The sequence below is a fragment of the Mesorhizobium sp. BHbdii genome, assembly GCF_053848045.1.
Genome location: NZ_JBSPKX010000001.1, coordinates 1899327 through 1910678, shown reverse-complemented (window position 1 = coordinate 1910678; position 11352 = coordinate 1899327). Strand labels below are relative to the sequence as shown.

Annotated in this window: 10 protein-coding genes; 5 read left to right on the top strand and 5 right to left on the bottom strand. The window is 60.3% G+C overall.

From position 1 onward, the window contains the following. Window positions 1-42: 42 nt before the first annotated feature. The 4 genes from ACWTU8_RS09240 to ACWTU8_RS09225 are packed head-to-tail and all read right to left on the bottom strand — an operon-like array spanning window position 43 to window position 3382. Window positions 43-1020 (bottom strand): quinone oxidoreductase family protein, encoded by a 978-nt coding sequence (locus tag ACWTU8_RS09240; RefSeq protein ID WP_455847874.1) that lies wholly within the window; start codon window positions 1018-1020, stop codon window positions 43-45. A 35-nt stretch (window positions 1021-1055) separates the two neighbouring features. Next, window positions 1056-1823, bottom strand: coding sequence for a phosphatidylcholine synthase (pcsA, locus tag ACWTU8_RS09235; RefSeq protein WP_455848421.1), 768 nt, complete (start codon window positions 1821-1823; stop codon window positions 1056-1058). Window positions 1824-1858: 35 nt separating this feature from the next. Beyond that, window positions 1859-2473 (bottom strand): DUF1326 domain-containing protein, encoded by a 615-nt coding sequence (locus ACWTU8_RS09230; RefSeq protein ID WP_455847873.1) that lies wholly within the window; start codon window positions 2471-2473, stop codon window positions 1859-1861. 12 nt (window positions 2474-2485) lie between these two features. Further along, window positions 2486-3382, bottom strand: coding sequence for a DUF2182 domain-containing protein (locus ACWTU8_RS09225; protein ID WP_455847872.1), 897 nt, complete (start codon window positions 3380-3382; stop codon window positions 2486-2488). Between the two features lie 104 nt (window positions 3383-3486). On the opposite strand from ACWTU8_RS09225, the gene ACWTU8_RS09220 reads away from it, so the two are divergent. Next, window positions 3487-4698, top strand: coding sequence for a UbiH/UbiF family hydroxylase (locus tag ACWTU8_RS09220; protein WP_455847871.1), 1212 nt, complete (start codon window positions 3487-3489; stop codon window positions 4696-4698). A gap of 194 nt (window positions 4699-4892) precedes the next feature. Further along, window positions 4893-5216, top strand: a complete 324-nt coding sequence (gene hspQ / locus ACWTU8_RS09215) for a heat shock protein HspQ (RefSeq protein ID WP_029352484.1) — start codon at window positions 4893-4895, stop codon at window positions 5214-5216. Window positions 5217-5322: 106 nt separating this feature from the next. Here hspQ and ACWTU8_RS09210 read toward each other — a convergent pair whose 3' ends face one another. Further along, on the bottom strand, window positions 5323-5952 hold the full coding sequence (locus ACWTU8_RS09210) for an invasion associated locus B family protein (protein ID WP_029352485.1): 630 nt from the start codon (window positions 5950-5952) through the stop codon (window positions 5323-5325). 232 nt (window positions 5953-6184) lie between these two features. Between ACWTU8_RS09210 and ACWTU8_RS09205 the strand changes: the two genes are divergently transcribed. The 3 genes from ACWTU8_RS09205 (at window position 6185) to ACWTU8_RS09195 (ending at window position 11258) form a co-directional block, all read left to right on the top strand. Continuing rightward, entirely contained in the window at window positions 6185-8005 is a 1821-nt protein-coding gene (locus ACWTU8_RS09205) for an extracellular solute-binding protein (RefSeq protein WP_455847870.1), read from the top strand. A gap of 23 nt (window positions 8006-8028) precedes the next feature. Beyond that, window positions 8029-8709 (top strand): DsbA family oxidoreductase, encoded by a 681-nt coding sequence (locus ACWTU8_RS09200; RefSeq protein WP_455847869.1) that lies wholly within the window; start codon window positions 8029-8031, stop codon window positions 8707-8709. Between the two features lie 662 nt (window positions 8710-9371). Beyond that, on the top strand, window positions 9372-11258 hold the full coding sequence (locus ACWTU8_RS09195) for an ABC transporter ATP-binding protein/permease (RefSeq protein ID WP_455847868.1): 1887 nt from the start codon (window positions 9372-9374) through the stop codon (window positions 11256-11258). Window positions 11259-11352 lie beyond the last annotated feature (94 nt).

Sequence of the window (11352 nt, the reverse complement as noted above, 5' to 3'; positions counted from 1 at the left end):
GAGCTTCAAGAATTTCAGCGGAAACTCAAGGGATAGCAAGGCTCAGGGGATAAGAATGGTTGTCCCGGTCGTCCTGCGGCCTTCAAGGTCGGAATGCGCCTTGCCGGCATCCTTGAGCGCGTAGCGCTGGTTGATCTTGATCTTGACCGCCCCGCTGAGCACGATTTCGAACAACGCGGCGGCGGACGCCTCCAGATCTTCGCGCTTGGCGTTGTAGACGAACACCGTCGGACGGGTTGCGAACAGAGAACCTTTCTGCGCCAGCAACGACATGCTGAACGGCGGGACCGGCCCCGACGATTGACCGAAGCTGGCGAACATGCCGAGCGGCTTCAGGCAGTCGAGCGAGGCCGGAAAGGTGTCGTTGCCTACCGAATCATAGACGACGTCGCACTTCTTGCCGCCGGTAATGGCGAGAACGCCGGCGACGAAGTCCTGCTCGCGGTAGTTGATGACGTGGTCGAAGCCATGCGCCTTGGCGAGCTCGATCTTGTCGGCGGAGCTGGCGGTGCCGATCACGGTTGCGCCAAGATGCTTGGCCCATTGGCCGAGGATCAGCCCGACGCCGCCGGCCGCGGCGTGAAACAGAATCGTGTCGCCCGCCTTCACCTTGAAGGTACGGCGCAGCAGATATTCCGCCGTCATCCCTTTCAGCATCATGGCGGCCGCCTGTTCGTCGCTGATGCCGTCCGGCACCTTGACCACGCGGTCGGCGGCGATCACGCGCTGCTCGGCATAGGCGCCAGTCGTCACGGCGTAGGCGATGCGATCGCCCGGCTTCAGCCAGTCGAGATCCGCGCCCAATTCCACCACCACCCCGGCCGCCTCGCTGCCGGGTATCAGCGGGAAACCGCCTGGCGGCGGATAAAGGCCGGAGCGATGATAGACGTCGATGAAATTGAGGCCGATCGCCGTGTGTCTGACCAGGATTTGTCCCGAGCCGGGTTGGCCCGGATCGGCGTCCTCATAGGTCAGAACCTCCGGACCGCCATTGGCGTGGATGCGTATTGCTTTGGACATTGATGAGGCTCTCTTGGGACCAGACTCTCTTGGGATCAGGTTTTCTTGGCGCCGAGCGTTGGAAAGAGCTGCATGATACCGCCGATGCATGCGAGGTAAAGTCCGGTGACCGTGATGCCGATCTTGGTGAAGACACTCACCTGCTCGCCCAAGACGCCGATCTGGTCGTAGAAGGCGGCAAGAGCTGCCTGCGCCAGCGCCAGCGCTCCAAAAGCGCACCATAGCAGCGTCATGCCAAGGTTGATTGGACGCAGCCGCACCACCCGCACCGGGTGGATGAAATTGATTGGCACAAAGGTCAGAATGCCGGCCACCACGACGACGGCGAGGGAAACCCATTGTCCCGGATCGATGACGAAAAGCGTGAACACCACCATGTTCCAGACTACCGGAAACCCCTTGAAAAAATTCTCCTTCGTCTTCATGCCGGTGTCGGCATAGTAGATCGCGCTCGACACGACGATGATCGCCGCCGACAGGAACGACAGGCCCTCACCCATGAAGCCGCGCTGGTAAAGCGCGAAGGCTGGTATCAGCACGTAAGTGACGTAGTCGATGATGTTGTCGAGGAGTTCGCCCGACCATGTCGGCAGGATTTCCTTGACCTCGAGTTTCCTGGCGATCGGCCCGTCGATGCCGTCGACGAACAGCGCCAGCCCCAGCCACCAGAACATCGCCGTCCAGCGCTGCTCGCTCGCTGCCACCAGCGACAGGAACGCCAGGAACGAGCCCGACGCGGTCAGCAGGTGGACCGAAAACGCGCGCGCCTGCGGCCACGTAACTTTCTTCTTTGGCCTCGGAATCCTGTCCGTGATTTTCCTGGCCGTTGTTTTTTTGCTCACGGGCCCCGCCAGTCCAGCTTGCAGATTTCGGCCGAGCGGCCGGCAAAATTCCAGTTGCGGCCGAAGGCCCGCATCTTGCTCTTGTCGGACCGGGCGACGATGATTTCCGGTGCGACCCAGTATTCCGAATTGCTGATCACCGTATCCTTGTCGCGGTCCTTGCCTGGGATCGGCGTCACCGCTCCGTCGATGATCTTCGGTATCTGGAAGATCCGCGTCCTGTCGCGCGTCTCATAGGTGATCGGCGCTTGCTCGACGCCGAGGAACTTTCCGACTAGGATGGAGAGCAGCGAGGTGGTTCCGCCAGCCTTGCCGGTGAAAATCCTGGTCAGCGCCTTTACCGCATGGACTGAGGCGCGCTTGTCGATGAACAGTCCGGCGGTCCAGTTGCCGCGGCTCATATAGCCGGGGATTTCCATGACCAGCCCAAGGTTGAGGCCGGACAGTTCGACCTCGCCGAAATGGCCGGCATCGATGCGGAACCCCGCCCAGGTCTGACAATAGCCCTCGGTCGGCGGATGACTGCCGAGAGACAGCACGCAAGGACAAAAAACTGTGCAATTGCAGGAGAGTACCAGCTCTCCTTTCATTGCCCAGCCTTGATCTGCCATCGAATTCACTCCCTATGCCGAGACTACTAGCAGGGCGGCTGCCCAGACAAGCAGTATCGCACCGGCGATCCGGGTTGGCAGCCTGCCCGCTGTCTGTTTTTCCATCAAGGTGAACAGGCCGATCAGCGCCATCCAAAACAAGTTCATCACGCCGACGGCGAACATCACCAGCATCAGCGCCCAGCAGCAGCCGAGACACCAGACGCCCTGCTCCATGCCGAGCCGGAAAATCCGGCCGGACCTCGCGCTCCAGTTCGAAAACAGGATCGAGAACGGGTTTTTGCACTTCGTCAGGCAGGCTTGCTTCAGACCGCTGAACTGGTAAAGGCCGGCACCCAAAACTGCAACCGCTCCTGTCGCTCCGACCACCGGATCGAGCATCTGCACAGATGATGCGCAGGCGTGAACGATGAGCGTCAGCGCCGCAAACGCTGCCGACGCAGCCAACCACACGCTGAGGTAACCGGCGACCAGGACCAGCGGATGGACGACCGCTTCGCCTTTGATCCGCGCGGTATCGGCGATCTCGCAATAGGTGCGGATCATCGGCGCCGCCGAAGGCAGCATGGTGGCGACCGCCATCAGGAACCACATGACGACGAGCGCTCCGGCCTGCGCGCCGACGCCCCCGTCGAGCGGCGCAGGTGCAAGACAAAGGGTGAAGAAGCGCTCAAGAAAATCCGGCAGCGGCAGCTGCGGAAGATATCTGATCAATGTGTCGCCGGGTGCATCGATGCCCGGAACCCGGCTTTCGGCGCCGCGAATCGCCATGGCGCCGAGAAGCAGCCAGGCCAGAAGGACGCTTGCGCCCAGAACGATGCTCACCGCCAGTCGAGGATTGCGCGAGATGCTCGCCGTGGCACGGCCGACACGGTCGAGATGACTGAAATCATGGTCTTGGCCGATCATGGCAATCGAATGGGCCGAATCGCCGCGTTGATCAAGCCGTATGATCTGACCTATATGCTTATCAGGTCGGACCGACCGCCTCGCATCACAATCCGGAAGCGAACTTGGACCATCAGCAGACAGCACGGATACTGGTTGCCGGCAGTGGCCCGGCAGGGCTGATCGCAGCGCTTGGTTTTGCGGATGCCGGCTTTCCCGTGACGCTCGTCGGACCTGAGGCAAATGGCCAAGACGGCCGAACGACGGCCTTGATGAACCCAGCCCTGAATATCCTCGAACGGTTGGGCGTCCTCGATGAGGTGAGGTCCAAAGCCGCACCGCTGAAGGTTATGCGCATCGTCGATGCAACCAGCCGGCTGATCCGCAGCCCGGTGGTCATTTTTCGTGCCAGCGAAATCGGCGAGGAGCAGTTCGGGCTGAACTTACCCAACAGCGCTCTCAACCCCGCGCTTGCCGGGGCTGTAGTCGCGCATTCCGGCATCGAATGGCGAAAATCGATGGTGGAGACCTGGCGCCTCGACGCCGATCATGCCCATGCGATCCTGTCTGACGGCAGCGAGGTTGCAGCATCGCTGGCGGTCGCTGCCGATGGCCGTCTGTCGCCGGCCCGCGAGGCTGCCGGCATCTCGACATCCGCGCGGTCCTATCCGCAGGCCGCACTGGTTCTCAATTTCGCTCACCGCAGCGACCACGCTTTCACCTCGACCGAATTCCACACCGAGACCGGTCCGTTCACCCAGGTTCCCCTGCCCGGCAACCGGTCCAGCCTCGTCTGGGTAGTAGAACCGGCAACGGCGAAAGAACTCGCCGCACTGGACGATGCTACGCTTTCGATGCGGATCGAACAGCGGATGCAATCGATGCTGGGCCGGGTTTCTGTCGAACCCGGCCGGCAGATCTACCCGCTTTCCGGCGTAACGCCCCGGTGCTTCGCGCATAACCGGGTGGCACTTGTCGGCGAAGCCGCCCATGTGTTTCCGCCGATCGGCGCGCAAGGTCTCAACCTTGGTATCAGGGATATCGATGATCTGATTGGAATCACTTGCGAAAACAGGGTTAACCCCGGCGCCGTCAAGGCACTCGCAGCCTATGATTTCAAGCGCCGGCCCGACATCCTGGCGCGCAGCAGTGCGGTCAACCTGCTCAACAAGTCGCTGCTCTCGGACCTGCTGCCAGCACAGATGGCGCGCAGCGCTGGTCTCGGCGTGCTCGGCGGCTTCGCGCCGCTTCGCGCTTTTTTCATGCGCGAGGGGCTGCGGCCCGGCAGTGGTTTTGCGGCACTCGCCGGCGGCTTAAGGAAACAAGTCAGGCGGTAGCACGCCCTCGGGCTAGCCCGTAGTGACGGGGCGTCAAGCGCTGCGGCATTTGAACGTTTGCGTCAAGTAGGGCCAGGCATCAGCCCTAAGTGGGGCTCGATTTTTTGAAGCGTAATGCGTAAATTCAAAGTCTTAGAGAGTCTTTGCGCACTCCAAGGACGCGGCGCTCCTAGGACTTAGTGGTGAGTACGATGATGAAGACAGCCAAATTCTCGATCGGGCAGGTGGTTCGCCACCGGCTGTTTCCGTTCCGCGGCATCATTTTCGATGTCGACCCGCAATTCGCCAACACCGACGAATGGTACGAGGCAATCCCCGCGGATGTGCGGCCGCGCAAGGACCAGCCCTTCTACCATTTGCTCGCCGAGAATTCGGAAACGGAATACATCGCCTATGTGTCTGAGCAGAACCTGCTCGAGGATCAGTCTGGCGAACCGGTGCGGCATCCGGAGATCGGTGAGATGTTCGACAAGAGGCCGGACGGGCGCTACGAGCCGAGACGCCAGTCAAGACATTGACCTGACGGGATTGCGGGCCTGACAGGGATCACGAAATGGCTGGCCGAAACGGAAAAAAGCGGGGCATGATCCCGCTTTTTCCTTAGAAATTGCGCCTGAGGGGCGATCAGTTGGCGGTCTTCGCCTTGTCCTGCTCTTCCTTGAGCTTCTTGGCGAAGTCCTGATTGTTCTTGGCAACGAAATCCTGAAGCTTCTTCTGCCGATCCTCGATGTCCGACTGCTGCAGCGGCGGTCCGTCGAAGGCGCCGCTGAAGCCGGTCAGCGCGACCTTGATCGGGTTCGGCTGGTTCTGGAAATTGACCGAGGTGAGCGTCAGGTTCGAACCCTTCTTGAAGGAGGCGACGAGCTGGTCGGTCAGCGGCACTTCCGCCACGCACCGGTCAGGGAAGCAGATCACATAATCGAGCTTCTGCGCCTTCCCGGCATCGATCTGGAGGCCAATGCCGGGAGGAACCAGTCGGCCGGTCGGAACCGTCACCTGGAACACCTTGCGGTTCACCTTGCCCTTCAATTCGATCAGGCTGACGCCGGTGACGAGCTGGCCGTTGCCGGCAGTGGTGATGTTCTGGACATTGCAGATGTCGACGTCTTCCTGCTTGGTGCAGGCTTTGAACCAGCCCTGCGGAATCTGCTGTTGCTGCTGCGCAAGAGCAGTGGGAAGTTGTGCGCCCAGAAAGCCTACCACGCCAGCGGCCATGACCGACAGGCGGTACGCGTTGCTGTTCAGGCTCGTCATATCGTGCACTTCCTCTCAAATGATCCCAGGACCGGCTTCTTCGCGCCGTGTGGTCCAGCTACCTGTTGCCGAAATGAGGCAACAGAATGACTTCGGACGGCGTGTTACACTGCAAGCGGTTCCGAATCCAGCCCGATAGTCGCAATTCTTGAGCTCGCGATTGGCCGGGAGGCGGCCGGCTCATGTTAGGGTGCGCTCCGAATCATCTAGCCGACCCAGTAAGGAGACGGTCATGGGCCGCGTTCTTGTTTGGCTGATCGCCGCGATTTCGTCTATCACCCTTTCGCTTCAGCCAGCTCTGTCGGAGCCGAAACACGCGATCGCCATGCAGGGCGAGCCGGCGCTGCCCGCCGATTATACGCATTTCAACTACGTCAATCCCGATGCGCCGAAGGGCGGCAGCATCACCTATTGCGTCGTTGGCAGCTTCGACAATCTCAACCCGTTCATCCTGAAAAGCCTGCGCACGACCGCACGCGGCATGATCGATAAGATCTTCGGCAATCTGGTCTTCGAGCCGTTGATGCAGCGCAATGACGATGAAGCCTTCAGTCTTTACGGCCTGCTTGCCGACACTGCCGATATGGATCCAGAGCGCAAGAGCATCGAATTCCACCTCGATCCGAGGGCCAAGTGGTCTGATGGCCAACCGGTGACTGCGGAAGACGTGCTGTTCACTTACGACGTCTTTACCGAGAAAGGCCGACCACCCTACAGCGCCCGTATGAGCATGGTCGCCAAACTCGAAAAAATCGGCGACCACAGCGTGCGCTTTATATTCAATGACAAGGCTAACCGCGAGACTCCGTTGGTTATCGCGATGACGCCAATCGTACCGAAGCACGCTTTCGACAAGGAGACCTTTGACAGGACCACGCTGAAACCGGTGATCGGCAGCGGCCCGTACACCGTGGCGCACGTCGCGCCTGGCCAGCGCATCGTATTCAAGCGCAACCCAAATTATTGGGGCAAGGACATCCCCGCCAAGCGCGGTTTCGACAATTACGACCAGATCACCATCGAATATTTCCTCAATGCCAACGCCAAGCTGGAAGCTTTCAAGAAAGGCATCTGCGCCATCGACGACGACAGCGATCCGGTCAAACGCGAGCGCGATCTCGACTTCCCGGCCTTCCACAAGGGCGACGTGATCGCCGAAACGTTCGACACCGGCATCCCGCCAGTGGTGACCGGGTTCCTGTTCAACACAAGACTGGAGAAGTTTTCCGATCCGGTGGTTCGACGCGCGCTCGGCATGCTCTACGACTTCGAATGGGCCAACAAGAATTTGTTTGGCGGCAAGTACATGCGCACCATGAGCTATTGGCAGAATTCCGAGCTTTCCGCGCTCGGCCATCCGGCCGACGACAGGGAAAAAGCGCTTCTGGCACCTTACCCCGGCCGTGTGCCAGCCGATGTCATGGACGGAACTTGGCGGCCACCCGTCACCGACGGCTCGGGCCAGGACCGCAAGGTGCTGAAAGCTGCCTTCGACATGTTGAGGGGCGCGGGCTATGCCTTGCAGGATGGAGTGATGCTCGATCCCGAGGGGAAACCCTTCGGCTTCGAGATCCTGATCGCCTCGCAGAACGAGGAGCGCCTTGCCGCCATCTACCAGCGCACGCTGGCGAAGATCGGCATCGCTGTCACCATCCGCAGCCTTGACGGCGACCAGATCCAGTCGCGCAAGCAACGTTTCGATTTCGATGTGCTGATCGGCACCAGCGGCTTCGAGAACTCGCTGTCGCCGGGCATCGAGCAGCTCGGGCGCTGGGGATCAGCTGCCGCCAATGCCGAAGGGTCATTCAACCTTGCCGGCGTCGCCGATCCGGCGATAGATGCCGCACTAGAGGCGATGCTCGACGCCCGCAGCCGCGAAGATTATGTTGCCGCCGTCCGCGTCCTCGACAGGTTGTTGATCTCCGGCAACTACATGGTTCCGATGCAGCACAACACGCAGCAATGGCTCGCCTACTGGAGCTACCTGGAACATCCGCAAAAGACGCCCATATCAGGTTATCGGCTGCCGACATGGTGGCGCAAGCCGAAGTGACCTCTTCGGAACAGGAGATCAAGATGAGCGACGAGAAGTCGATTACCGTCGATGTGGTCTCCGATGTCGTCTGCCCCTGGTGCTTCATCGGCCAGAAGCGGCTCGACAAGGCGATCGCCGCGGCAACCGATGTCGAGGTGCACATTCGCTGGCGGCCGTTCCAGCTCGACCCGACCATCCCGCCCGAAGGCAAAGATCGCCGCGAATACCTGGTGGCCAAATTCGGCAGTGACGAACGCATCCGCGAGATCCACGCCCGCATCGAGCCGCTGGGAGAGGCCGAAGGGATCAACTTCGCCTTCGCCGCCATCAAGGTCGCGCCCAACACGCTTGACGCGCACCGCGTCATCCGCTGGGCTGGTGCCGCCGGCGAGGTCGTGCAGAACCGGCTGGTGCGACGTCTGTTCCAGTTGAATTTCGAGGAAGGCGCCAATCTCGGCGATCATGTGGTGCTGATCAACGCCGCCCGCGAGGCCGGCATGGATGCATCCGTGGTCGAGACGCTTTTGCCGACGGACGCCGATGTCGAGGCGGTGCGCAACGAAATCGCCACTGCTTCGCGCATGGGTATCACGGGCGTGCCGTGCTTCCTTCTTGAGGGCAGGTATGCGGTGATGGGCGCACAAGACGCCGACACGCTCACCGACGCCATTCGCCAGGTTGCGGCGGCCAAGGCGCGGGGCGAGTTGGAGAAAGCGAACTGAATAGGCGCTACTCCACCGTTACCTTGGCGCGGCCGACGAAAAATCAGTGCCCGTTGCTGCTGGTGCGGGTCAATCCTTTGGTTGACGACTTCCCCTTGCTCGGCGGCTTGCGGCTTGCAAGAAAGCGACCCCTTGCTGCCGCTGCTCCATAGGCAAGCTTGGCGGCACCGATGCATTGCGCTGCAGCCAACGCGATTCCGGTTATTTTCCGGGCGCCGCCAGGTCCGACATGGCCAACAAAGACGTGTCGAAGACGGCACGTTCTTGCGCGCATCCGTCTTCCGCAGCATAAAGTCGGCTGATCGACCACGCTCTTGCCTTCACAAAACTGTGGAAAGAGCTTCCCTAAGGGAAGATGCCGGCCTTCGCATGCGTGGATCAGCAACCCATTGAATTTACGCAAACAATATTCCTCTGGGAACGACAGGGCATGACATTGCAGTCCTGAATTCTGTTGCTTGATGGCAACGGCGAGCGGATCAATTCTCCGCAGTTAGAGAAAAGATAATGGAAAATGATCAATTGGTGTTACTCTCTGTAACAAAACTAAAAGAGGTTTGGGCGGGATAGTGATTCGGGTCGGTAGACCAGAGCGACATTCAATATCGGAAAAATGGCTCCGCGGTGCCGCAAGGCGGCCGCTCCTGACACCGGTTTCCTCGATGCGCAGCTTCTGGGGACTGATGCGGGCCTACTGGTTTTCAGAACGCTGGGTGGAAGCCTGGACGCTGACCCTGGTGATTGCCCTGGTTACCGCGCTGTCCAGCAAAGCCGACGTCTGGTTTACAGTGGCTGCAGCAGAGCTGGCGACCTCGATCGCTTTTTTCCACAATGCCGCGAATACCACGCCAATCAAGACAGTGCTGACCAACGCCGGTGTGCTCGTGTTGCTGGTCGTGCTCAAGGACTTGGTTATTGCCGGCGTTCGCAACCTTGTTTCTAAAACATTGCATCGCAAATGGCGTGGCTGGTTGGACGGCCGCTTCAATGAGTCTCTGCTCGACACCAATCATACGCATTTCCATGCCCAGCATGGGTCTTCCGGAAACGCAGCTCCCGATAACATTGACCAGCGCGTGCAGGAATCCATCAAGGCCATGACCGGCGGAGCCATCGGGCTTGCTATGGGTGTGCTCGGCGTCTTCACTTCGCTCTACTTTGTCGGCGGAGAATTGCTGAGAAACTCCGTGGAGGTGAAAGGGCTGGAGTTTCTGGGTAACTACGGCAGCGCCGTCCTTGCTCTCTTGGCAATCGCTATCTACGTGCCGTTCAACACCTGGATCGCAGTGAAACTCGGCCGAATGCTGGAGTGGCTCAACGTCAGAATGCAGCAGGCTGAAGGCAACTACCGCGGCGAGTTGATCACGTTCCTGCGCCGCAGTTTTCACGTGGCCGCATCGCAAGGCGAGAATGTACAGAAGACTGTGCACAGCCAGCGCTATGCCGACATTGACCGTACCTGGGCAAGATTGAACGTCGTCAACACCGGCTACGCTTCGTTCGAGCTGATCTACAATTTCATCGGCGCCAAGATTGTCGCTTACGGCCCTGGACTAGTGCCCTTCATTTACAACGGCCTCGACCTCAAGGGTTATTTAACAGCTTCCGAACAGGTCAATGCGCTGATTAGCAAGTGTTCATGGTTCATTCATGTGATGCCGGAGATCGCCACCTTGCGCGCCAACAGCCAGCGCGTCATCGAACTTGCGCAGGCAATCGAAAACGTCCAGGACCCGCAAGAATTCTACAGCCTGACCGGCCGCTCCGAGTTCCGCTACGACCGCCAGAACCCGGTGTTCGGCCTTACGATCCAGAAGCTGGAACTGGCGCATGGAGGCGAGGACGCAACGCCATTCCTGAGTGCTGCGAATTTGCGCTTCCGGCGTGGCGAGTGGACGTTCCTGAAGGGCGAATCGGGCTGCGGCAAGACCTCGCTGATCAAGGCGATTAACGGTCTGTGGCCCTATGGCCGCGGTACCATCGTCTTCCCGGAAGGGGTCGAAAGTTTCTATGCCGCCCAGGAGGTCAAGCTGCAGCAGGTCTCGCTGAAGCAACTGGTCTGCCTGCCCGCCTCAGAGCACGACCACACCGACGCGCAGGTTGCATCGGCTCTGCACAGAGCGGGCCTTGGCGATTTCATCGGACACATGGCCGATGAAAGCCGCGAGGGAATGAGTTGGGACCAGGTGCTTTCGGGCGGCCAGAAACAGAAGCTGGTTGTCGCTCGCATCGTGCTGCAGCAGCCGGGGCTGCTGTTTCTCGATGAAGCGACCGGCGCGCTCGACCCCGAAGGGAAGATCGCCTTCCATCAAGCGATCAAGGACAATTGTCCAGACGTCACGGTGATCTCGATCATGCACGAGGCCGTGCCGCCAAGGTCGCTTTCAGGCGCCGAATTCTATCACAGCATCGTTGCCATCGCCGATGGCGTCGCGACCAAAAAGCCGCTGGCGCCGAGCCTGCCGGTCGAGCTCACCACCATCCTCGAGCACCCAAGGCCGGTCGAGGAAAGATGGCTGCGCTTCCCTCGCCGCATGCGGCAGAAATAGCGGCTGCCCGCTGAAGCCGGCAGTGTCGGGGCGATCACCGGCTCGCCCCCGGTTAGCAGTGTTTCGAGGAGCTTTAAGGACATCGGCGGCTGTT

Bases quoted from the DNA above. Each gene is read 5' to 3' on its own strand.
- ACWTU8_RS09240 (WP_455847874.1), bottom strand. From the start codon at position 1,020: ATGTCCAAAGCAATACGCATCCACGCCAATGGCGGTCCGGAGGTTCTG.
- ACWTU8_RS09230 (WP_455847873.1), bottom strand. From the start codon at position 2,473: ATGGCAGATCAAGGCTGGGCAATGAAAGGAGAGCTGGTACTCTCCTGC.
- ACWTU8_RS09225 (WP_455847872.1), bottom strand. From the start codon at position 3,382: ATGATCGGCCAAGACCATGATTTCAGTCATCTCGACCGTGTCGGCCGT.
- hspQ (WP_029352484.1), top strand. From the start codon at position 4,893: ATGAAGACAGCCAAATTCTCGATCGGGCAGGTGGTTCGCCACCGGCTG.
- ACWTU8_RS09210 (WP_029352485.1), bottom strand. From the start codon at position 5,952: ATGACGAGCCTGAACAGCAACGCGTACCGCCTGTCGGTCATGGCCGCT.
- ACWTU8_RS09205 (WP_455847870.1), top strand. From the start codon at position 6,185: ATGGGCCGCGTTCTTGTTTGGCTGATCGCCGCGATTTCGTCTATCACC.
- ACWTU8_RS09200 (WP_455847869.1), top strand. From the start codon at position 8,029: ATGAGCGACGAGAAGTCGATTACCGTCGATGTGGTCTCCGATGTCGTC.
- ACWTU8_RS09195 (WP_455847868.1), top strand. From the start codon at position 9,372: ATGCGCAGCTTCTGGGGACTGATGCGGGCCTACTGGTTTTCAGAACGC.